Here is a 21178-nt window from a genome sequence, read left to right as displayed (position 1 = left end):
AAAGTGACAACTTGCTAACCTACGGTCTACGCTTACTAATATTTTTTACTTGTTTACGTATAACTGAAAATAAATATGGATAAAAAGAAGTATTATCACGAACTTTCAGATAGTTTATCTGCACTTATCGCTGGAGAGTATGATTTAATTGCCAGTTTAGCAAATAGCAGTGCGTTATTATTTGAACGTTTATCCGGTATTAACTGGGTTGGTTTTTACTTGAGTGATGGAAAGGAACTGGTTCTTGGTCCATTCCAAGGTAAAGTCGCTTGTGTACGGATCCCGTTCGATAAAGGCGTCTGTGGTGCTGCATTTTCCAAAGCGCAAGTTCATCGTGTGGAAGATGTGCATGCTTTTCCAGGTCACATCGCGTGTGATGCGGCTAGTAACTCGGAAATCGTCTTTCCTCTGAGTGTAAATGGCAAGATAATTGGGGTTTTAGACATCGATAGCCCAAATATCGGTCAATTCGATGAAGAGGATGAAAAAGGGCTTCAATACCTTACAGACCAGTTATGCCAGCACTTGGCAATGTGTTCTATACCAAAATATTATTAATTATTGGTATGTAAAATCAATAGGAACGTGGCAATTGTCAGCAACACGATTATAATGTCCGCTTGTTCATGCCCGTGAGGTTGGCAAAATCGTTGTTATCAGGAAATTTCATGGAAAATCAACCTAAGTTGAATAGTAGTAAAGAAGTTATCGCATTTTTGGCAGAGCGTTTTCCACGCTGTTTTATCGCTGAAGGCGAAGCACGTCCGCTTAAAGTCGGAATTTTTCAAGATATCGTAGGGAACTTGACCGAAGAGGATGGTATTAGCAAAACGCAATTACGTTCTGCGTTACGCATGTATACCTCTAGCTGGCGTTACCTTTACGGTGTTAAAGAAGGCGCAAAACGTGTTGACTTAAATGGAGATGACTGCGGTGAATTAGATGCAGAGCACATTGCCCATGCGCGTCAACAATTAGCTGAAGCGAAAGCGAGAGTCCAAGCCCAACGCGCAGAGCAACAAAAAACGCAAAAGCGTCCTGCTGCGAAAAAGCCTAGCGACAAAGCACCTCGTCAAAATGATGCGAACAAAGAGAACTCATCTCGTCGCCGTCCATCAGACAAAAAAGAACGCCCACAAAATACAGCTCCGAAAAAACCTCGTAGCAATCCAGCTGAAGAGAATTTGAAATCAGTTACTGATATCAACACACTGAAAGTCGGTCAGACTCTGAAAGTGAAAGTGGGTAGCAGTATGATGGATGCCTCTGTGCTGGAAATTGCCAAAGATGGTGTTAGGGTTCAATTGCCATCTGGTCTGGCAATGATTGTGCGCGCGGAACATTTAAAGTTCTGATACGGAGGTCACTCAGGTCATGAACAAATTACTCAAAGTTGCATTTGTTGTGAGTCTCGCGACTTTCGGCACAGCAATAGCTAATACTCAGGCAGTGACTCCGGTCACTGCTGCTCAGTTACCTCTTTTAAAGCAGAATACACAGCACGGAACCGTGAGTGAGCGTGTGACATCGCGTTTTACGCGCTCTCACTATCGTCAATTCGATTTAGACAAAGAGTTTTCTGGGAAAATATTTGACCGTTATCTCAATATGATTGATTACGGACATAATGTTTTACTTCAATCCGATGTTGACCAGTATGCAAAAGATAAAGCAAAAACGGGTGAATGGCTTGAAGATGGCAAGTTAGATAAGTTCTATGACCTGTATAACCTTTCTCAGCAACGTCGTTTTGAACGTTTCAAATATGCACTCGCGCGTTTAGATCAACCGATTGATTTAAACGCGACGGATTCTATTGAGGTTGATCGAACTAAAGCACCTTGGCCGAAGGATAAAGAAGAACTAGACCGTTTATGGGACCAAAAGGTTCGCTATGATTGGTTAAGTTTGAAATTAACGGGCAAAGATGACAAAGAGATCAAAGACAAACTGACTAAGCGTTACAATTTTGCATTGAAACGCTTATCTCAGGCACAAAGCGAAGACGTATTCCAATTAATTATGAATGCGTTTGCTCGCGAAATTGACCCACATACCAGTTATTTATCACCTCGTAGCACTGAACAATTTAACTCAGAAATGAGTTTATCCCTTGAGGGGATTGGTGCCGTGTTACAACAAGATGATGATAATACGACAATTAATTCTTTAGTTGCGGGTGGTCCTGCAGCTAAAAGTAAAGAGCTAAAAGTTGGCGACAAAATCATTGGTGTTGGTCAAGTTGGTAAACCTATTGTTGATGTCGTGGGTTGGCGTTTAGACGACGTCGTTGCCTTAATCAAAGGGCCAAAAGGTAGCCAAGTTCGTTTAGAAGTCGTTTCAGATACGAAAGGTGCTAAGCCACGTATCGTGACAATTGTTCGCGAACAGATCCGACTGGAAGATAGAGCGGTAAAACTGTCTATCAAACAGCAAGGTAAAGAGAAAGTTGGCGTATTAGATATTCCAGGTTTCTATGTCGGTTTGACCAACGATGTCAAAACTGAACTACAAAAAATGGCGAAAGAGAATGTTTCGGCTCTGATTATTGACCTGCGCGGTAATGGCGGTGGGGCATTAACAGAAGCGGTCGCATTATCTGGGCTGTTTATTAACAAAGGACCGGTTGTTCAAGTTCGTGATAACAATGGTCAAGTTCGCCAAGATGCGGATGACGATGATGTTATCTATTATAAAGGTCCATTAGTTGTTCTGGTTGATCGTTTTAGTGCTTCTGCATCAGAAATTTTTGCTGCAGCAATGCAAGATTATGGTCGCGCTTTAATTGTGGGTGAACCGACTTTTGGTAAAGGAACGGTACAGCAGCACAGAAGTTTAAGCCGCGTTTATGACCAAATGCTAAAACCAGAATGGCCAGCATTAGGTTCAGTGCAATACACTATTCAGAAGTTCTATCGTGTAAATGGTGGAAGTACTCAGCGTGAAGGTGTGACTCCAGATGTGGTTATGCCAACAGGGCAAGATCCAGCAGAAACAGGTGAAAGCTTTGAAGATAACGCATTGCCTTGGGATAGCATCCCGGCTGCGAATTACACTAAATCTGGGGACATTAATGCTGATTTATCTCCGATTAAAACCAAGCATTTAGCCCGTATCAGTGTTGACCCTGAGTTCAAATATATCGATGAAGATATTGCGCGTTACAAGTCATTGAAAGCAACTAAGAATCTGATTTCTCTGAACTATGCTCAACGTCAGAAAGAAGATGATGAAATTGATGCGACCAAACTGAAACGCATTAATGAACGCAATGCAAAACTAGGCAAACCGCTATTGAAGTCAATTGATGATTTACCGAAAGATTATGAAGCGCCAGATCCGTATTTAGATGAAACGGTGAAAATGGCAATAGACCTTTCGAATCAAAACACTAAGATGCTTTCTGGTGCCAAACAGTAAAAATAAAAAGTATTTTCTAGAGCCAGCGCAAGCTGGCTTTTTTATGTTTATTGATTTTGTAATTCATTGATTTAATAATGGTTTAATATATTAAGTATTTTATCTATAGTCTTAACTTCAACTAAACCTAAATTTTTGTTTAAAAAAATAGTAGGTTTTCTTTCTCTTTTTCAAAAATATCCTACACTTCAGTTAGTAATATCCCTTATTAATGAGGCAAAGCAATGCGTAAATTATCTGTAGGTTTATTAACTGTCATGGCGGTCATGATGTCGTCAATGGGTTCTGCGAATGCAAGTAACTACCCTTGTTCAGGCGCTAAAGGCGGAATTGCTCGTTGTGATAGCGGGCAATTTATCTGTAATGACGGAACAACCAGTCGTTCAGAGCAAGTCTGTACAAATGAGCTAAAAAACTCAATCAATAAAAGTGCAGGTATTGGTGCAGGTATTGGGGCGGGTGTGGCAAAGCAGTCCAGCAAACCATCTGCGGTAGATTCTATCAAAGAGACAGGTGACAACATGAGTAAAACTGCAAAAGATAAAGCATCAAAAGCAACTGATAAGGCAAAAGCTGCTGAGAAAGAAACATCGAAAGCGGTGAAAGATAAGGCAAAAGCAACAGAGAAAGAGACCTCTAAAGCTGTAAAAGAGAAAGCGGATAAAGCCAAAGCTGCTGACAAAGAAACCTCTAAAGCTGTAAAAGAGAAAGCAGATAAAGCTAAAGCTGCCGATAAAGAATCTGCAAAAGCAGTGAAAGAAAAAGCAGATAAAGCCAAGGCTAAAGAGAAGGAAACCTCTAAATCGGTGAAGGAAAAAACCGACAAAGCTAAAGCGGTAGAGAAAGACAAAACCAAAGCAGCAAAAGAAAAAGCAGACAAAGCAAAAGCGGATAAAGCAAAAGCCGACAAAGCTAAAGCTGCAGCAAAAACAACCGCAAAAGTGTCTAAAGGCAAACCAACTAAAGGTAAAGTGAGCTGATCATTTTCTCGTAGTGCCTTATCGTTATCATTTAAATGCCGTTTATTAAAACGGCATTTTTTATTGCTGTGTGTAAAGATATGTTATTTTATGACTTTTTCCTGTTAATGGGCTTGAAATGGTGTGAAAAAACCTTATTTATGAAGTAAATTTGTCGTGATGTTTGTTTTGACCAAGGAACCTATAAAAAATGATGAGAATTGCTTTATTCTTGCTCACAAACTTAGCTGTTATGTTTGTGTTCGGGATTATTTTAAGTTTAACCGGGATACGTGGAAGTAGTGCTCAAGGTCTGCTGATCATGGCGGCATTGTTTGGTTTTGGTGGTGCATTTGTGTCGCTGCTCATGTCCAAATGGATGGCGCTGAAGTCCGTTGGTGGGGAAGTTATCGAGCATCCACGTAATGAGATGGAACAGTGGTTAGTTAACACTGTTAGCCGTCAGTCCCAGCAAATCGGTATCAAAATGCCACAAGTGGCAATTTACCATGCACCGGATATCAACGCATTTGCAACGGGCGCACGCCGTGATGCTTCTTTGGTTGCGGTAAGTACAGGTTTATTGGAAAACATGAGCCGTGATGAAGCTGAAGCAGTTATTGCCCATGAAATCAGCCATGTAGCTAACGGTGATATGGTTACCATGACCTTATTGCAAGGTGTTGTGAATACCTTCGTTATCTTTATTTCACGTATTTTGGCGCAAGTTGCGGCTGGCTTTATGTCAAACAACAATGACAATGAAAGTGAAAGCAGCAATGGTAACCCAATGGTTTATTTTGCCGTTTCGATGGTATTAGAAATCGTGTTTGGTATTTTAGCGAGTATCATTACGATGTGGTTCTCTCGTTACCGTGAGTTCCACGCGGATGCAGGCTCTGCCAAATTAGTCGGTAGAGAGAAAATGATCGCTGCACTGCAACGCCTGAAAACAAGCTATGAGCCGCAAGAAGAAGGGCGTTTGATGGCATTTTGTATCAATGGTCGTGGTAAAGCATTTAGCGAACTGTTTTTATCTCACCCGCCATTAGATAAACGTATTGAAGCATTACGTTCAGGCCAGTATCTGAAATAGCCTACGATGTTAATACGATAAAATGAAAGGGAAACATCATGTTTCCCTTTTTTATTTACTCATCCTACCACTATCCCCGCCGTATTCGATTTATCATTTTATCTAACTATTTCAGCGAATAGTGCCAGTAAAGCAGTGTGCTAGTAAAAGAAAAGTGACAGGTATTTTATGCTGAAGAGAGTTAAATAAATATACTGAAAGAAAACGGCACTCAGATTGAATCGAATTAAACCTTCAGTTTAAAAATTACGACTATTTTATAGGTATTGACGCTTATTTATTGAGTAAATGTTGAGTAAATAGGCTAAATACTCCTTTGGGGTTATTTAAATCTAAATAAAGTTAGAAAGATATATACGCGTTATTGGCGTTAAATCATGTGAATAAAAAAATAAATACCACGTGTAATATTGCATATTTACGGTTAGCTAAAATTAATAGCCTGCCATTAATTTCTGAAGATTATTTACCATAATTAATATATTTATTTTATATATTTTTATAATTGCTTTCTGTAACTATTACTTTTTGAAAAAATCAAAAAATAGAGCATATTTATGCATTAATAATTATTTGTAATTTATTAATCTGTTATGTTATGGTGCGAAAGTATCCTTTTCAATCAAAGTAAGTGTCGAATTATCATAGGGTTTCTTCTCCTTGGGTTAAATCTGGCTTTACTCATCGTTGTTGTATATGCATAAAATGTGCATAGATAGCGCTATGTTTTGCGCGTCAAATGGAATATGACGATAATATTATCGGCTATGAGTAATAAACATTTCATTTTGTTTGGAATAAAAATCTTATCGCGTGGGAGCCAATTTTCTCAGTGAAATATCTCGCCATAAAATAATAGGAACTCAACATGCACAATGAATTTTTAGTACACGAAGCAGAGATGCTGGATTTATTAAAGCAAGTGGTTAATACCGAATCCGGTTCATACGATAAAGAGGGTGTTGATAATCACGCTGCATTCTGGTGTGAACGTTACCAATCAATGGGCTTTGAAGTTGAGATAATCCCAAATGAAAAATTGGGTAATAACTATCGTCTTTATCACCCATCTACCACGCCTGAAATTTTGATTTTGCTGCATCTTGATACTGTATTTCCAAAAGGCACAGTAGCGGAAAGACCATTTAGCATTGAGGGTGATAGAGCCTATGGTCCTGGTGTTATCGATATGAAAGGCAGCCATGTCATGGTGCATCAGGTGATCAAACAGCTTTATGCCACCAACGATGAACGCTACAAAAAAATTGAAGTGCTGCTGAACTGCGACGAAGAGATAGGTTCTATTTCGTCACGTCCGGTCATCGAGGAATGTGCGAAAGGCAAACGTTACGCGTTAGTGATGGAGCCTGCGCGCGCGAATGGTGCCATTGTCAGCGCTCGTCGCGGTGTGGGAACCTATGTTCTGACTATTCAAGGGAAAGCGTCTCACTCTGGTATTGCTCCTGAGGCAGGGATCAGTGCTATCCAAGAACTTGCTTTCAAAATCCAAAGCTTACATGCACTTTCTCAGCACGATAAAGGGCTGTCAGTGAACGTGGGTCTGATTACTGGTGGAACATCCGTCAATACCATCGCTCCAAATGCGCGTGCAGAAATTGATGTGCGGATCTCTTCTGAGCAGCAAGGTATTGAAATCGACAAGAAAGTACGTGAAGTGTGTAGCCAGCCTGTGTTAAACGGCATTCAACTTTCATTGACTGGTGGGATCAACCGTCCACCAATGGCAAAAACAGCACAAAGCGCTGCTCTTATCGACATCATCAAACAAGAAGCTGACAAACTAGAAATCGCTCTGGAAGATGTCTCTACAGGTGGTGGTTCTGATGCCTCATTTACCGCTGGTGTGGGTACGCCAACGGTAGACGGTTTAGGTCCAATTGGTGGCTATCAACATAGTGACAAAGAGTACCTCGAAATCCCCTCTTTAACTGAGCGCGCTCAGCTATTTTTCAATGTGTTAAAACGCATTACGCAGTAATTATGACTAACAAAACAAATAATAATCCAACAGGATAAATCTATGGCAATAACATCAACAACACCACCACCACAAAAAAAGCGTTCTGATGGGATAAACCCGTATGTATTGCTTTTTTTCATCCTTGTCGCGGCAGCGGTTGCGACTTGGATCGTTCCTGCGGGGCAGTATGCCTCTGAAACGAAAGTTATCACAACTATCAAAGATGGTGTGGAAACCCAAGTTAAGAGCTCCTATACCATTCCGGGGAGTTATGAGCGTTTACCTGAACAGCATGGCGTTTTACCTGGACAGGTTTTCACGTCGATCGCTGACGGGCTAGTTAAAGCGGCTCCGATCATTTTCTTGATTATCTTTACTGGTGGCGCGTTACATCTGCTTGAAACAACGGGCGCAATCAACAAAGTTCTGAGTAATATTTCACGCAGTAAAAAGCTTAATGACTTTTTGTTGATCACTATCTTCTTTGTGGTGTTCTCCATTTTGGGTACCACTGGGATTGTGGTGAACTCGATAATTGCTTTCGTGCCAATAGGTTTATTGGTGGCGAAGTCAGTCGGAATGGATGACAAGTTTGGCGCAGCGATTGTCTATGTTGCGGCTTACTCCGGCTTTAACGCCTCGGTAATGGCACCGATGACCGTCGGGTTATCTCAAGGTTTAGCCGATGTTCCGCTGCTATCAGCATTTGGCTTCCGCACGGTGGTTTATATTAGCTTTGTGATCGCAGGGATTATCTTTTTAACTTTGTACGCGAAGAAAAGCCGTCGCCAAGGGATGGTGCGTCCAGAAGTACAGATTGATGACAGCCAATTTGAGACCTCAAAAATCTCTTTACGTCACGTCATTACATTATCCTATGCCGCATTCTGTTTAATTGGCTTTATTTTCGGTGCCATTGAGTGGAGCTGGGGCGAGAAAGAGATGATGGCTATGTTTATCATCTTAGGCGTGGGGGTGGGCGTACTGAACAGGATGTCACCGAATGATATTGCAACCGGCTTCCTGAAAGGCTGTGCAGGTATGGTCGGCGGGGCATTTATTGTTGGCATGGCGCGTGCCATCGCAATTGTATTAGCGGATGGCATGATCTTAGACACCATCGTGAATTCGATTATTTCTCTGATGGATGGATTACCAAAAACATTATCTGCGCTTTCTATGTTCGGTACCGCTGCTATCATGCACTTCTTTATTTCGTCAGGTTCCGGTGAAGCGGCAGTTTTAGTGCCTATTTTCACCCCGATGGGCGATCTGTTAGAAATCACCCGTCAAACTACCGTTCAAACGGTATTAATGGGCGAGGGTGTTGTGAACTGTATTAACCCAACATCAGGTATTTTGATGGCGGTGTTAGCGACGTCGAAAATCCCATACACCAAGTGGTTGAAGTTTATCTGGCCGTTGGTATTAACTTGGGTCATTATTTCGATTATCTCGATTGTTTACGCAGTCATGACGAATTTAGGTCCAATTTAAGTTCGCCTATCACGTTATGTAGACAGACAGGGTATTTGTCAAAGCGCTACTCGAAAGAGTGGCGCTTTTTGTTTTTGGGTAATGAGTCGGCAGGATTTTAGGCAAAAAAAAGCCCCCTTCATAAGGCATAGCCAGCCTTGTCAATACAGGTCTGGCTATATAAATCAATGAGATATCACATGTCTGTCATACTATAAAGCACCACAATAGCCCGTTTATGTGGATGGAATGTGGATGCTTTCGCGTAGTGGATTACATGATATAGCCTCATTTAAGTAATCTGGCGCAAAGTGTGCATACGTCATTGTTTGCTGAATTGTTGCATGACCCATGATTTTTTGGAGTGTTAAGATATTCCCTCCGTTCATCATAAAATGAGCCGCGAATGTATGACGTAAAGCATGTACAGCTTGACCATGTGGTAAGTCAGGTTTTACGTTTTTTAGTATCGCTCTATAAGTTTCATAGTCAGCGTTGAACAGTAAACCAGACTCTTTAATTTTTACTGCTTTCATTACTTCTTCAGATATTGGAACTGTGCGATGTCTGCCGTTCTTCGTCTTCATAAAAGTAACTCGCCCATGTAATAAATTCTCGGCTCTTAATTGGGTTGCTTCACCCCATCTAGCACCGGTACTTAAACATAAAACTGTAATACGCCAATAATCACCTTCAACAGCATTCAGTAATTTTTCAATATCACTTTTCGTCAAATAAGACATTTCGGGCTTTTCTTCTTTTAGCTTACTAAGCCCTTTGATTGGGTTGGTTTTAGAACACTCACCAATTTCAGCCAACGATGTGAAAATTCCCATCAACAAATTCAACTCTCTATTGACTGTTGAGGCTTTCACACCACTTTGTAGCCTATCTGACCGATATTGCCCTAAAAGCTTAGGGGTTATCTGATATACGGAAGGGGTACCCATATCATTGATTATCTTTGTCACTGTTCTTTTGCGATTAGCCGAATATTTATTGTTACGCCCTTTATATATCCACCATATCTGAAAAATATCAGACAGAGATCGGTAGTCTCGTGACTCACTATTCCACTCATCGCTATTTGCAGTAAGCATTACACTTCTTTCGAATGCTAAGGCATCTGCTTTCTTTTTAAATACCCGCTGGACTCGTTTTCCTTCTCGCCCCTGCGGTCTGATATCCACTTTGTAACGTCCACCTTCAAGCGCCTTAATAGTCATTGTTGCGCCCTCCGGTTAAACGAGGTGATTCTAAATTGTTAGTAAAAACATACTGTTGATAAATATTTAGCCAGCTTTTGTTATTAAAAGCAGCTAGATTATTTTCATAAGCCCATTGTGTGCGATAGCCGGTGAAATTTGACCGGCAGATGGAATAATTTTACCGGTTGTTAGCCATAGAGAATATTTACTAAGCCGCCGATGTTTTAAAATATTCTCAAAGCATAGCCAATTGATGTTATTAGCAATCGGTATATCTAAGTGTTCAACGGATAATGCTTCTTTAAGTTTTTCATTTAATGTCATGCTTGTTTGTCCTCATCAACTTCATAGTTTTTAGGGTCGTAAAGTGCAGGGGCGATTTGACCTACATCTGGTGCTGTTTTACCAGTGATAAACCAAAGAGCGTATTTCTCAAATTTTGGATTACAGATGATGGATGTGATTACGTCGGCATTTGGTACTGTCTTTCCGTTTTCGTAACGCCATAGAGCATCTCTACTTAAGCCCAGCATTTGCGCGGTTTCCGGTAAGCTGGTAAGCCGTTCACTTTCTCTCATCAATTTTAATTTCTCAGATACGCTAAGACGCATGTTGCAATTCTCCGACCAATGTATTAATGTTATCTAACAAAATGTCACTAGGGGTATTCTGTTAATGAAATACCCCAAATGGAGAGATTATCACATGAATGAGAAATTGTTACATTTGCTGTTCAAGATTCCTGATCCGATCACTGTTTCAGAGTTTTCCCGCCGTACAGGTAAGTCAGAAAGTAGTGTTAGAAAACTAACCGACCGTCGCCGTTTGCCTATTCGTACAGAACGTCAATTACATGGTGAAAGCTTTAGCGATATGCGCTTAATGATCATGTGGAATGAGTGGCTTGAAATGGTTTATGAGGCTACTGGTCAAATTCCATCAACTGAACGAATGGGGTGGAAAGCGAGTTGGTTTAAGCGAGTAAATAAACTGATTAGCGATTTAGGTGCTGTTCCTGATGAGCTGAAATCTGTCGAAGAAGCTTTGAAAGGGTAGGTGACGAAATGACTGCTGGTATTGAGCAGATTTCAACGCATAGCTTTAAGTATCGTAACTTTCAAATTATTAAGTTACCGGCTAAAGCCATGAATCCCGTAACTCGCTTTCATGTTCAACGTGATGATAATTCGTTTGGGTTATTTGATTCGATGACTGAGGCGACAAAATATATCGATAAATTATTCGTTAGGGGTAACCCTAGTCCATATATTGATGAAGTTCCTTTTCATCGATAGTTAAATCTTAATTAAATTAGTTAGTTAGAGTCTTGTATAGCAATGCAGCGCCAGAAGTTAAGACTGATGATGATATGTTTACGATTGTATCTTTGACACCAGATTTGGCTGCTTCTACAAGTTGCTCGCCAAAAGATGGTTCTAATGAGTTAGGCGTCAGTTTCAATAATTCTAGACCTTTTACTGTTAGGACTGCGTCGGAGAAAGAATAGCCATACTGAATGTTTGCGGAAATATAACCATGCTCCACTAACCATGAAACAGTTTCTGTAACAAATATAGCATCATGGTTAATTGATGGCTCTTCAAATGGATCCTGCGCTGTCTCGGGAAATAGCCGTTCTACTGTAAAGGCTCTTCTTACAGGAAATGATTCGTATAAAGATGCTAAAACAATACCGGTTATTTCATTGAATTTCTTAATGTTAGTTGGAGTAGACACTATGGATACCCTTTCAGATAAGAAAGAAAAATATGATGAACTCTATAGAACATACCATTCCATAATTGAAATGCAATTATCACTTAGTATGGATGGAGTTCGAGCCAAAAAAGCATGGCGCTCTGCATTATCAGATATTGAGGTTTCAGTTTTATCAGATGTACTTGCTCAAGTTTTAAATCAAGCAGGTTACAAGATCTTGTCGCATAAATAACATGAGGAGTGGCTATAAATGACACAATTACATGTGCAACAGCATAAACATAAATTAACGGGTTCATCTGTTAATGAATTTAAAAGCGATAGGAAGAAATGCAAGTTATCTAGTGTTGATAAACTATTTATGCTTGTTGGTTTTTTGTTCTTATCATTTATTTTTATTTCTGCATTTAGATAAACGAAATGAATAGTTCAACAATTGAGTTAGTTAAAGCTAAACAGTTGATTGAATCAGCCGGTAATGTGAAAACTGATGCTACACCAGCAAAGCGAGCAACAACTAGGTACTACGAGAATCACGGAAAAAGCATTGAATATCGTGTGAGTGAGTTGAATAAAGCGGCTCAATTAAGAACGACAGTTTTTCATTCAAATAAAGAATGTCCAGATAATAAGGAGCTTTCCGGATTTATTGAGTATTTAAGATTAAGTGATGTGAGAATGCTAAATATGATTTTTTATTTGGCTGGCATTAATAGTGATAAGCATCAATTGATGTTAGAGGATTTTAGTAAAGAGGATAAGCAATCTATTATATCTGCAATTAATCAAGTAAAAGTATTAGCGGCATTGTTACCGAAACACATCGCCATGCCTATTTAAATTAAATAAAGAAATAAATGACGTTAGCGCGTCAGGGGTTCTTACATTCTAAATTTGAGGTATTAGTTATGCGAAATAAAGAGATAAAACCGATTTTAATTGGTGTTGATATTGCTACGAGAGAACGTGATTACTCGGCTATCGCTATCAGCATTAAAGCCATTCGTGAAGATGAACGCAAAGTTCAGCTTGATAAGTTTTCATCTCGTCTTGATTCCATCGTTTGTAAAGCAACTCGTGAAAAACTGACTCGTGAGCAAATCCTTGAATTGCTTGCGGGTGAGTCTGTTCATTTATCCAATTTGGCTGCGGAGTTAGATCATGTCTAAAGAAATTGACCGCGCTAGCGAGCACGAAATGTTGATGCGAGAGCAGCAAATAAAAGCAGTTACAAACCGAGCAGTCAGTACTTCGGCTTTTGAGTGTGAAGACTGCGATAAACCAATTCCAGAACAGCGTCGAATTGCCTCAATGGGCTGTACTCGTTGTATTGATTGCCAAACGATTTTTGAGCTGAAAAGCAAACATTATCGGAGCGTGTGACGGTGAAAAGAAGACATGAGCTCAAGCTTGCCCCTCGTTACTTTCAATTGGTTCAAGATGGTTTGAAAACAGCAGAATTTCGCCGTGCCGATAGAGATTTTAAGGTGGGTGACGAGCTGTTTTTACGTGAATTCAATTCAACTAATAAACCATATGCCAGTTACACAGGTAACGCTATTTCATGCTTAATCACTGACATCACAAAGATTAATGATGTTTATCCAGAACTAAAGCCATTACCTGAATTTGTGATGATTTCTTTTTCAATTATTCGAATTGAGGATAATTTTCGTGGCTAAACCTAATAGAACTATCCTCAAGTGGGCAGGCTCTAAAGTTGGTATTATGGAGCAGCTACGCCTTCATTTGCCTAAAGCAAACCGTTTGGTTGAGCCATTCGCTGGATCTTGTGCTGTGATGATGAATACTGATTATGAGCAGTATTTAATCGCGGATGCTAATCCTGATTTGATTAACTTATATGAAGCTATAACGACACTGCCTGAAAGTGTTGCTATAGAGGCATTGCAGCTTTTTAGTGAAAAAAATAATAGTGAAGATTTTTATCTCGCTAGAGTAGAGTTTAACGGTGACAAGCAGGAATTGTCACGATTAAGGCAAGCAAGTTTATTTTTATACCTAAATAGGCATTGTTTTAATGGGCTGTGTCGTTATAACCAACAAGGCAAATTCAATGTTCCTTTTGGTAACTACAAAGCGCCTTATTTCCCTAAAACTGAAATTGATAGTTTCTGTAATAAAGCCTATCTCAGCAAAACTAGAATTTTGAATCTTGAATGGCAAGATACATTATCACTCGTTGATTTTGGTGATGGTGTTTATTGCGATCCGCCTTATATGGGGGATAGTTTCACTCGTTATCATACTGCTGGCTTTTCTAATACTGACCAGCAAGAACTAGCAATTGCCTTGAAAGATATTAATGATATTCAAGGTAATCCTATTACCGTATCTAATTCTCTTGCAGCAAAAGAGCTGTATCTTGATCTTGGCTTTACTGTCCATGAGATAGAAGCACCGAGAAAAATTTCAGCGAACGGAAATCGTAAATCGGCAACTGAAATTATCGCAGTTTTGGCAGGGGTTGAGTCATGATGCTTGACCCTAAAGATGGCGTTTACATTAGCGGTACTCGCTTTGCGATTCAGCGCCATGTAGATGATTCTAAAAATGTTCAGTGGCGCTTACTGCAAATCAATAATAAAACTCGTTGTTATGAGTTAGTTTGTTGTAGCTCTGATCCGTGGTTTATTGCGATTGAGCTGACCTCGTATCACGTCATGAGAGTGAAGGGAAAAGGCATCAAGACGCTGGATGTTTACCGCCAGACTGTTGATGTCATTTCTCGTCGTTGTGAAACTGCCATTAATTTATTAAGACCAGAAACATTAGGCGGGGCGCTTAATGTCTAAGGTATTGGATTTCACGCAACAGGGATTAACTTATTCCGCAGATATGGATTTTCCGTATTCGTGGAATAAGCCCAAAGAAAATAATTATTACAAAGCTGATATAGATGCTTTAGGAAAATCTCTATCGCATGAACAATTAATTCATGCGCAAGCGATTTTAGGTGAAGTAGAGACTTTACCGCGCATCTTGCGTTACCGTATTCAAAAGCACTATGAGAACATCATTAAAGAGTCAGGGCAGTATAAAGCGTATGAGTATTTACGTTCTGACTTCTACAAGAAAATCTACCCACGTATTATGGCTGTTAATTCACGCTATGAGTTAGATACAAAAGCGCTATTGACGCTATCCACTCGTTTTACTTCTGAAATTAGCCAGTTTAACAGGCTGTTTGATCTGTATGACAAGCCAATTAAAAAATTGGCGGAGCATATTTCAAGTGGTTTTTTCAGTCTCTATGAAATCTATTGCGATAAGTTGACCGAGCAAAATGACGGTGATCGTGAGGTTATCTATGAAGATGCATCGCAAACGTTGATTTATGGGCGTTTAGCTGAGCTTTCCAATGGTTTACATGTGTGTCCTCTTCACTATCAAAGCTATTTGAAAGTTTTGAAAAATAGAAAGCGCAGAAAAGGAAAGCAAAACTTAACCACGCGCCAAGTTATTGCAGCTGTACAACGTTTAGTTGACGCAGATTTTTGGCATCGCAAGCTAAAAGCCCATCGTACCCAATGGATTGAGGCAATCATGATTGCCAATATGGACGTGTGTGTAAATCGCCAGCCTTATGCCAGTAAGCAGGCTATTCGTGAGGTGCAAGCTCAGCGTTTATCTAATATGCAATATCTGCAAGGTATGGATATTCAAGACGTTGAAACGGGTGAGCGGTTTGATCTGTTTGAGAAAGTCATGGCGAGTATTTCTAACCCTGAAATACGCAGGATGGAACTGATGGCGCAAATGGCAGGTATTGAACGCGTAGCGAAAGAACGGGGTGATATCGGCATGTTTATTACATTAACTTGCCCGTCAAAGTATCACCCGACAAAGCAACGAAAAGAAAAAAACAAGGAAACGGGTAAAGATGATTTTTACGCGGTGCTTAATCACAAGTGGAAGGATGAGGCTTTTACGCCAAAAGATGGGCAGCGCTATTTAGTTAAAATTTGGTCGCGTATTCGCTCGGCTTTCAATGATAAAAATATCAATATTTATGGTGTTCGAGTTGTTGAGCCGCACCATGATGGCACGCCGCATTGGCATATGTTGCTATTTGTTGATAAAGCAAAACGCGCGGAAGCGATTGATATTATGCGTAAACGGGCTTTGAAAGAAGATGGAAACGAAGCCGGCGCACAGAAATTCCGTTTCGAATGTAAGCATATGAACCGTGGTGGTGCCGTCGGGTATATCGCGAAGTATATCGCTAAAAATATCGACGGTTACGCCCTTGATGGTGAAATTGATCACGAAACCGGCAAAGACTTAAAAAGCATGGCGGCGGCGGTAACCGCGTGGGCTTCAACGTGGCGCATCCCTCAATTCAAATTCTATAAACTCCCATCAAAAGGGGCATATCGCGAGTGTCGTCGATTGCGCGGCGTTTCCATTGCTGACAGCCTTGGTGATATCGCGGAGCGTGTTCGCGCGGCGGCTGATGAGGGTGACTTTTTTGAGTATGTCATGTCACAAGGTGGTCCATGTATTCCACGCAAATTAGAAACGATCCGCGTAGCTCGTGAGACTAATGACGTTAACGTCTACGGGGAAGAGGTTCAGAAAGTAGTTGGTATCTACAACCAATTAAAATCTGGTGCGCCAGTCATTAAAACTCGCGAAAGAAAGTATCAAATCGTCAAGAAAAGCGCCGTTGACCTTGACCTTAATCTTTTAAGAAGCGACAGCGGAGCGCCTCGGAGTCCTGTCAATAACTGTAGATCGCCTATTACCTCTAATCTATCAGATGTGCAATTTTACGAGCCAGAGCATGGCTCTGGTGAAGTATGCAACATTAAGGAATACGGTTTCGCGTTTATAGAAACGGATGCTGAGAATGCAGCAGGAAGCGAAATATTGCAGGGAAATCAACAAAGACAGATTTCAAACATTGAATTAAGTGAAAGTGATGAAAAAATTCAGTCGGAAATAGTCAATTTTGCCAATGAAGTCGGCATTCATTTTGTTATTCCACAAATTGAAACCATGTTCATTAACGGTTTAGGTGTAAGTGATGGGCTTCATTTTATAAAAGTTGATGGGGATAGGTTGAGATTGGAGTTAAATGAGGATGGGAAAGAACTTCAAAGGCGGGAAATTGAAACTCAGCATAAAGTTAGAATTAGGAAATATAAACAAAGATGTTATGATATCTTATCTAGAATAGTAAAATTAAGTAAAAATGAACAATAAATACATGTTCTTACAGCCGAGGTAAATTTTATCTTATGATTAAGAATCTATACAATTTACTCATAAAATACAAAATTAAGGAATAAAAATGGATCTTTTCATACCTAAAGAAGGGGTTTTGTTACATGATTATTTTCAATATTTAGTTGAAAGAGATGATTTAGCTCCTGTTAGAGAGGTTATTAACTCATGGGGAAAAGGTCTTTTAGATAGACATAAAGAAAAAGATAAATTTATAAAAGAATTTCAAACAACCTTTAACTCATCGTTCTGGGAATTATATTTGAATCAAACTTTCAAAGAATTAAACATGACTATTGATTATACAAAAGAAAGCCCCGATTTTTGTATAAGTACTCCTGAAGGTTATACCGTAAATATAGAGGCCGTGGTTGCAGATCCTCCTATAACGACTAAATCCATTAATATAGAAGATGAATCTGATAAAAATCCATACATAGATGATGAATTTATTACTGATTGTACTATAAAGCTTCTAGGTAGGCTTAAAAGTAAACTTGACCTTTATAAGGGAGTTAATGGAAAAAAACATCCTTACAGTAGTTTGGAGCATGTAAAAGGAAATCCATTTGTAATTGCTGTTGCTCCATTCAATCAAAAATTTTCATTTGCACAAAATAATATTGCTATCAATCAGGTTTTATTCGGAATAGATCAGCCTAAATTAAATTCTTCGAGCGAATTAGTTACACCTAAAAAAGATTTTGTTATTAAGCCAAACGGAGCAAAATTGAATCTTGGTATTTTTACAAATGATTCATTTAAAGAAATAAGTGCTGTGATATTTTCATCAACAGGAATGTTAGGAAAAGCCATAATTAAAAGTGGTATTCCTTCTTATGTTAAAGCTACACGTTATCGTCAAATTTATAAAACTGATTTTTATGAATTAGAAAGTATAAATAATATAGGGACTAGTCATCAGCAGTTAACCCCAACACATGATGTTTTCTCTATTCGATTTATCGATGGAAATTTTGTTTGTGGTTCTGATACCCATATTTGTAAATCTGAAGAATACAGTGAATCACATATTGATGGATTGCATATATATTTTAATCCTTATGCGACAATTCCTTTAGAACCGTCGATATTTGATCACTATGATATAACACATAATTTCTTTGATATTGAACGTGAAGAATTTATTATGGAACATCATGACCAATCTTTAGTCTCACGACAAATACTTGGTTATTAGTATAAAAAATAGTGATGAATCAGACTAAATAATTTTTATGCTCTCTATGTGGTAGAGAGCATATTATTATTTTGTTCCTTTATAAATTATATTCAATGCTCTATTACAAAAAGTTGTTAGTTCACCTGAAATTACAGGTTCAGTACTAGCATCTGTGTTTGTATCATGATGAAATTTTCCAGCATAACTATTAATATCATTTAACTCTTTTGTTATAGATTTAGCATGGGATAGCGGAGAATCATTCTCTGCATTATTTATCAACTGAATTATTGTTCCAAAAAGAAGCCCAGGAGCTATGTATTTAGGAAAACGTCGATGTAAATATCCTTCTAACAAAGGACGAATTGCGATTGCAACATCTCTTTCGGCGTGCTCTCCTTCACCGTATACATATTCATTTACTAATCGGTGATTTTTATAATACGTAGACTCACATTCTATATCTATATCCAGTAGCTTTAATGCACTAAAGTCACCCTTTACACGGTAAATTTTAAATAAAGCAATATCATTACTCACTCCTTTTTTATCAAATTCATCCCTAAGTTTCTTTATAAAAAGCATATCATGTGCAAGAATTATAACTTGTTTACATTTATCATAAATATCTTTTAAAACTGTTACAGTTTGTTGTTTCCTATGGGTATCAAAGCTACACATTGGATCGTCAATAACGACAATTTTTTCGTCAAGTTTTGAATCCTTTAAAACCACGGAAAGAAAAAATGCAAAGGCAAGTGTCCTTTTATCACCTTCACTTAAGCAAGTTCTAAATTCAGCGTCATCTCCTTGCATTGTAATTTCCTTTCCTCTTAACTCTATTGCATATTCAGACTTTGGTTGACCCCCGCCATGATAATTATATGTAATTTTCTTTATTGAAAAAGATGCGCCGAAACTAGTTAAAAATTCATTTATTATCCCCTCATAATTACCTAGGGTCGATGTCATGAATGTATTTAACTCATTTCTTTTTTTCTCTTTTAGTTCATTAGCTTTTTTTTCGGATTCTTTTATAGTATTATATTCGTTTATTATATTTTCAATTTCAGGTGAAAATCTATTTTTAATTATAATTAAATCTTCTTTTTCTCTATTTAAATTAATAGTGTCTACTATTTCAAGTTTTGCAAGATACTCTGAAATATTAATATTGACTTTATCTATTAAATTATTAAAAATGGCTATTTCATTATTTATTTCAATGCATAATTCCTTACATCTTTCAATATCAGATTCACTTAAAACACTGGTTATGTCATTATTCTTATTATCAATAATACGTTGAAGTATATTGTATAGTTCTATTTTGTTTTTTTCTAAAAAAACAAGGTTCAAATCAATCTTTTCAAGAAACAAGCATTCTTCCCAAGAATTAAAGATTTCATTTATATTTTCAACTTGCTGCTTATAAAGAGGTATATCAAGCTGACTTAGTTCCCTGTCACGCATTGAATACAATCCACTCACTTCTTTTATAAAAACTCGATACGCCTCATTAAAATATTTTTTATAAGCATCAATTAATTCACTATCATTTATTTGTTGAGAACAAAAAGGACATGATTCATTTTTTATATATACCAATCCTTTGTTTATCCAGCCTTTAACACCATCAAATGGAAATGATTCTAAATGTTTTTTCACTCTAATATCAACATCATCATTTATTTTCTCCACACTCCTATTAAGAATGGAAAATAAATTATCAAGCGCTGGGGTGAATAAATTTAATTTATTTGGTTTGCTTTTTCTTCTAATCGAATCAAGCCTTTTAGCTTTATCTTGTTTTTCAACGTTAACATCAATGCGCGAGTCAATATCAACAATAGGTTTTAATTTAATATATTTCTGAAGTGTGTAATTTTTTCTATGAGTTAATAGTATAGATTCAATTTCTTTTCTTTTCCTAGCATGTTCGGAAGCATTATTAGATGCATCATCAAAATCTCTCATTGCTTGCACAGCTGAATCGCCTAATGCGAAACTAAGAAACTCTTTTCTTTGCCCTGGAGTTATTTGACCGCCAGAGTAAACGTTTCTATCAATAAATTCTAAATCAAAAACATGGATGTCAGTGAAGGTTTTTTCCCAATTACCATTACTAAATTTTGATATATTTCCATTTGAGAATAACAAATCAACGGATTGTTCCGATGTTGAATCAAGTGTTTTTCTTTTTATTATAATTTCAGGGTTTTTTGACGTATACGAGCGTAATATTGAAGAAAGTGTTGATTTACCTCGACCATTGTCACCATAAATCATTGATATTTTTTTGAATTTTAAACTATCAGCTTTAATATCATTAAATAATCCAACGCTGGTTATTTTTCGTATTCTTTCTAGCATCTTAATTCCTTTAAATTAATAATTTTAATGCTCTATTAAAATGAGACTATAACTTATTCACTACTGTTTTTTAACTTGAAACAAAGTAAGATAAATTATAATAACAAAGAGAATGCATAAAAACAGTCATATCCCCCAAAATCTGCAAGATCAAATACGAATCGTTACTGACATGAAGTACCACTACTGGTGGGGTTCCAGTGAACTCATGCATGTGCATGAAAACCGACCTATTTAGTGGGCAGGCGTGGCGGGGCTACGATTGCGCGGCGACATGTTTATTGTTAATTATCACCTCGCAAATTCTCCGAGCCATAGCGGCGTCAAATTCAATTTTATATAACTAGTAGCAATTATTTTAGGTCGTCTTAGAATGGATTACAGGGCGGTTATGTGTCGATTTGATGAGGGGAAATTTAGGCTGATTCGTCTTGACGTTGTACTTTTGATATAATAGCGTGGGGTTTTATTATTATTTAAACCATCGTGATCACCTGCCTAATGGCGAAAAAA

The 21178-nt window shown here is 38.2% G+C and carries 24 protein-coding genes; 19 read left to right on the top strand and 5 right to left on the bottom strand.

What is annotated here, in order from left to right; translation table 11 throughout:
• Window positions 1-75: 75 nt before the first annotated feature.
• The 7 genes from ACIH2S_RS10415 to ACIH2S_RS10385 all read left to right on the top strand — a co-directional run bounded on the left by ACIH2S_RS10415 (window position 76) and on the right by ACIH2S_RS10385 (window position 8953).
• Window positions 76-558, top strand: a complete 483-nt coding sequence (locus tag ACIH2S_RS10415) for a GAF domain-containing protein (RefSeq protein WP_036954861.1) — start codon at window positions 76-78, stop codon at window positions 556-558.
• A 110-nt stretch (window positions 559-668) separates the two neighbouring features.
• On the top strand, window positions 669-1355 hold the full coding sequence (proQ, locus tag ACIH2S_RS10410) for an RNA chaperone ProQ (RefSeq protein ID WP_036954864.1): 687 nt from the start codon (window positions 669-671) through the stop codon (window positions 1353-1355).
• 19 nt (window positions 1356-1374) lie between these two features.
• Complete coding sequence (gene prc / locus ACIH2S_RS10405; protein ID WP_036954866.1) at window positions 1375-3420, top strand: carboxy terminal-processing peptidase; 2046 nt, start codon at window positions 1375-1377, stop codon at window positions 3418-3420.
• Between the two features lie 224 nt (window positions 3421-3644).
• Complete coding sequence (locus ACIH2S_RS10400; protein WP_036954869.1) at window positions 3645-4400, top strand: cell envelope integrity/translocation protein TolA; 756 nt, start codon at window positions 3645-3647, stop codon at window positions 4398-4400.
• 190 nt (window positions 4401-4590) lie between these two features.
• Complete coding sequence (htpX, locus tag ACIH2S_RS10395) at window positions 4591-5475, top strand: protease HtpX (protein ID WP_430247384.1); 885 nt, start codon at window positions 4591-4593, stop codon at window positions 5473-5475.
• An 868-nt stretch (window positions 5476-6343) separates the two neighbouring features.
• Window positions 6344-7474 carry a M20 family metallopeptidase gene (locus ACIH2S_RS10390; RefSeq protein WP_036954874.1) on the top strand — a complete coding sequence of 377 codons (1131 nt, stop codon included), beginning with the start codon at window positions 6344-6346 and terminating at the stop codon, window positions 7472-7474.
• Window positions 7475-7516: 42 nt separating this feature from the next.
• A complete protein-coding gene (locus ACIH2S_RS10385; protein ID WP_036954877.1) occupies window positions 7517-8953 on the top strand; it encodes a YfcC family protein in 1437 nt (478 codons plus the stop codon).
• A gap of 215 nt (window positions 8954-9168) precedes the next feature.
• On the opposite strand, the gene ACIH2S_RS10380 is transcribed toward ACIH2S_RS10385, so the two are convergent.
• The 3 genes from ACIH2S_RS10380 to ACIH2S_RS10370 all read right to left on the bottom strand — a co-directional run bounded on the left by ACIH2S_RS10380 (window position 9169) and on the right by ACIH2S_RS10370 (window position 10751).
• A complete protein-coding gene (locus ACIH2S_RS10380; RefSeq protein ID WP_430247381.1) occupies window positions 9169-10158 on the bottom strand; it encodes a phage integrase in 990 nt (329 codons plus the stop codon).
• Window positions 10159-10251: 93 nt separating this feature from the next.
• The gene (locus ACIH2S_RS10375; RefSeq protein ID WP_006815278.1) at window positions 10252-10464 is read right to left on the bottom strand and encodes a hypothetical protein; all 213 of its coding nucleotides are present in this window, start codon (window positions 10462-10464) and stop codon (window positions 10252-10254) included.
• On the bottom strand, window positions 10461-10751 hold the full coding sequence (locus ACIH2S_RS10370) for a helix-turn-helix domain-containing protein (RefSeq protein ID WP_154609353.1): 291 nt from the start codon (window positions 10749-10751) through the stop codon (window positions 10461-10463). The genes ACIH2S_RS10375 and ACIH2S_RS10370 overlap by 4 nt, the downstream gene beginning before the upstream one ends.
• Before the next feature lie 94 nt (window positions 10752-10845).
• Between ACIH2S_RS10370 and ACIH2S_RS10365 the strand changes: the two genes are divergently transcribed.
• Together ACIH2S_RS10365 and ACIH2S_RS10360 are read left to right on the top strand one after the other, a co-directional pair.
• Entirely contained in the window at window positions 10846-11196 is a 351-nt protein-coding gene (locus tag ACIH2S_RS10365; protein WP_006815276.1) for a hypothetical protein, read from the top strand.
• Window positions 11197-11204: 8 nt separating this feature from the next.
• Window positions 11205-11435, top strand: a complete 231-nt coding sequence (locus tag ACIH2S_RS10360; protein WP_430247378.1) for a hypothetical protein — start codon at window positions 11205-11207, stop codon at window positions 11433-11435.
• Between the two features lie 16 nt (window positions 11436-11451).
• Here ACIH2S_RS10360 and ACIH2S_RS10355 read toward each other — a convergent pair whose 3' ends face one another.
• Window positions 11452-11877, bottom strand: a complete 426-nt coding sequence (locus ACIH2S_RS10355) for a hypothetical protein (protein WP_196712392.1) — start codon at window positions 11875-11877, stop codon at window positions 11452-11454.
• A 1-nt stretch (window position 11878) separates the two neighbouring features.
• On the opposite strand from ACIH2S_RS10355, the gene ACIH2S_RS10350 reads away from it, so the two are divergent.
• The 10 genes from ACIH2S_RS10350 to ACIH2S_RS10305 all read left to right on the top strand — a co-directional run bounded on the left by ACIH2S_RS10350 (window position 11879) and on the right by ACIH2S_RS10305 (window position 18310).
• Complete coding sequence (locus ACIH2S_RS10350) at window positions 11879-12091, top strand: hypothetical protein (RefSeq protein ID WP_006815274.1); 213 nt, start codon at window positions 11879-11881, stop codon at window positions 12089-12091.
• A gap of 18 nt (window positions 12092-12109) precedes the next feature.
• Complete coding sequence (locus ACIH2S_RS10345) at window positions 12110-12274, top strand: hypothetical protein (protein ID WP_006815273.1); 165 nt, start codon at window positions 12110-12112, stop codon at window positions 12272-12274.
• A gap of 5 nt (window positions 12275-12279) precedes the next feature.
• Window positions 12280-12699 (top strand): DUF5347 family protein, encoded by a 420-nt coding sequence (locus ACIH2S_RS10340; protein ID WP_196712391.1) that lies wholly within the window; start codon window positions 12280-12282, stop codon window positions 12697-12699.
• A gap of 68 nt (window positions 12700-12767) precedes the next feature.
• Window positions 12768-13028 (top strand): DUF2732 family protein, encoded by a 261-nt coding sequence (locus ACIH2S_RS10335; RefSeq protein ID WP_231138090.1) that lies wholly within the window; start codon window positions 12768-12770, stop codon window positions 13026-13028.
• Window positions 13021-13242 (top strand): TraR/DksA family transcriptional regulator, encoded by a 222-nt coding sequence (locus ACIH2S_RS10330; RefSeq protein WP_006815270.1) that lies wholly within the window; start codon window positions 13021-13023, stop codon window positions 13240-13242. Before ACIH2S_RS10335 ends, ACIH2S_RS10330 begins: the two co-directional genes overlap by 8 nt.
• 2 nt (window positions 13243-13244) lie before the next feature.
• On the top strand, window positions 13245-13541 hold the full coding sequence (locus ACIH2S_RS10325; RefSeq protein ID WP_265694230.1) for a DUF3850 domain-containing protein: 297 nt from the start codon (window positions 13245-13247) through the stop codon (window positions 13539-13541).
• A complete protein-coding gene (locus ACIH2S_RS10320; RefSeq protein WP_430247376.1) occupies window positions 13534-14358 on the top strand; it encodes a DNA adenine methylase in 825 nt (274 codons plus the stop codon). Before ACIH2S_RS10325 ends, ACIH2S_RS10320 begins: the two co-directional genes overlap by 8 nt.
• Window positions 14355-14675, top strand: coding sequence for a DUF5405 family protein (locus ACIH2S_RS10315; RefSeq protein WP_006816227.1), 321 nt, complete (start codon window positions 14355-14357; stop codon window positions 14673-14675). The genes ACIH2S_RS10320 and ACIH2S_RS10315 overlap by 4 nt, the downstream gene beginning before the upstream one ends.
• Window positions 14668-17088 (top strand): replication endonuclease, encoded by a 2421-nt coding sequence (locus ACIH2S_RS10310; RefSeq protein ID WP_430247375.1) that lies wholly within the window; start codon window positions 14668-14670, stop codon window positions 17086-17088. Before ACIH2S_RS10315 ends, ACIH2S_RS10310 begins: the two co-directional genes overlap by 8 nt.
• 88 nt (window positions 17089-17176) lie before the next feature.
• Window positions 17177-18310, top strand: a complete 1134-nt coding sequence (locus tag ACIH2S_RS10305) for a hypothetical protein (protein WP_430247373.1) — start codon at window positions 17177-17179, stop codon at window positions 18308-18310.
• Between the two features lie 66 nt (window positions 18311-18376).
• On the opposite strand, the gene ACIH2S_RS10300 is transcribed toward ACIH2S_RS10305, so the two are convergent.
• Entirely contained in the window at window positions 18377-20665 is a 2289-nt protein-coding gene (locus tag ACIH2S_RS10300; RefSeq protein ID WP_430247370.1) for an AAA family ATPase, read from the bottom strand.
• Between the last annotated feature and the right edge of the window lie 513 nt (window positions 20666-21178).

The sequence above is a fragment of the Providencia lanzhouensis genome, from assembly GCF_050469745.1.
Taxonomy (GTDB): Bacteria; Pseudomonadota; Gammaproteobacteria; order Enterobacterales; family Enterobacteriaceae; genus Providencia; species Providencia lanzhouensis.
Note: the sequence above shows the minus strand (reverse complement) of the source record. Positions and strands in the feature narration are given on the sequence as shown.

Coding starts and splice junctions, on each gene's coding strand:
- ACIH2S_RS10380 (WP_430247381.1), bottom strand. CDS start 10,158: ATGACTATTAAGGCGCTTGAAGGTGGACGTTACAAAGTGGATATCAGA.
- ACIH2S_RS10400 (WP_036954869.1), top strand. CDS start 3,645: ATGCGTAAATTATCTGTAGGTTTATTAACTGTCATGGCGGTCATGATG.
- ACIH2S_RS10300 (WP_430247370.1), bottom strand. CDS start 20,665: ATGCTAGAAAGAATACGAAAAATAACCAGCGTTGGATTATTTAATGAT.
- ACIH2S_RS10335 (WP_231138090.1), top strand. CDS start 12,768: ATGCGAAATAAAGAGATAAAACCGATTTTAATTGGTGTTGATATTGCT.
- ACIH2S_RS10345 (WP_006815273.1), top strand. CDS start 12,110: ATGACACAATTACATGTGCAACAGCATAAACATAAATTAACGGGTTCA.
- ACIH2S_RS10315 (WP_006816227.1), top strand. CDS start 14,355: ATGATGCTTGACCCTAAAGATGGCGTTTACATTAGCGGTACTCGCTTT.
- ACIH2S_RS10305 (WP_430247373.1), top strand. CDS start 17,177: ATGGATCTTTTCATACCTAAAGAAGGGGTTTTGTTACATGATTATTTT.
- proQ (WP_036954864.1), top strand. CDS start 669: ATGGAAAATCAACCTAAGTTGAATAGTAGTAAAGAAGTTATCGCATTT.
- ACIH2S_RS10385 (WP_036954877.1), top strand. CDS start 7,517: ATGGCAATAACATCAACAACACCACCACCACAAAAAAAGCGTTCTGAT.
- ACIH2S_RS10330 (WP_006815270.1), top strand. CDS start 13,021: ATGTCTAAAGAAATTGACCGCGCTAGCGAGCACGAAATGTTGATGCGA.
- ACIH2S_RS10340 (WP_196712391.1), top strand. CDS start 12,280: ATGAATAGTTCAACAATTGAGTTAGTTAAAGCTAAACAGTTGATTGAA.
- ACIH2S_RS10310 (WP_430247375.1), top strand. CDS start 14,668: ATGTCTAAGGTATTGGATTTCACGCAACAGGGATTAACTTATTCCGCA.
- ACIH2S_RS10365 (WP_006815276.1), top strand. CDS start 10,846: ATGAATGAGAAATTGTTACATTTGCTGTTCAAGATTCCTGATCCGATC.
- ACIH2S_RS10350 (WP_006815274.1), top strand. CDS start 11,879: ATGGATACCCTTTCAGATAAGAAAGAAAAATATGATGAACTCTATAGA.
- htpX (WP_430247384.1), top strand. CDS start 4,591: ATGATGAGAATTGCTTTATTCTTGCTCACAAACTTAGCTGTTATGTTT.
- ACIH2S_RS10370 (WP_154609353.1), bottom strand. CDS start 10,751: ATGCGTCTTAGCGTATCTGAGAAATTAAAATTGATGAGAGAAAGTGAA.
- ACIH2S_RS10415 (WP_036954861.1), top strand. CDS start 76: ATGGATAAAAAGAAGTATTATCACGAACTTTCAGATAGTTTATCTGCA.
- prc (WP_036954866.1), top strand. CDS start 1,375: ATGAACAAATTACTCAAAGTTGCATTTGTTGTGAGTCTCGCGACTTTC.
- ACIH2S_RS10390 (WP_036954874.1), top strand. CDS start 6,344: ATGCACAATGAATTTTTAGTACACGAAGCAGAGATGCTGGATTTATTA.
- ACIH2S_RS10360 (WP_430247378.1), top strand. CDS start 11,205: ATGACTGCTGGTATTGAGCAGATTTCAACGCATAGCTTTAAGTATCGT.
- ACIH2S_RS10375 (WP_006815278.1), bottom strand. CDS start 10,464: ATGACATTAAATGAAAAACTTAAAGAAGCATTATCCGTTGAACACTTA.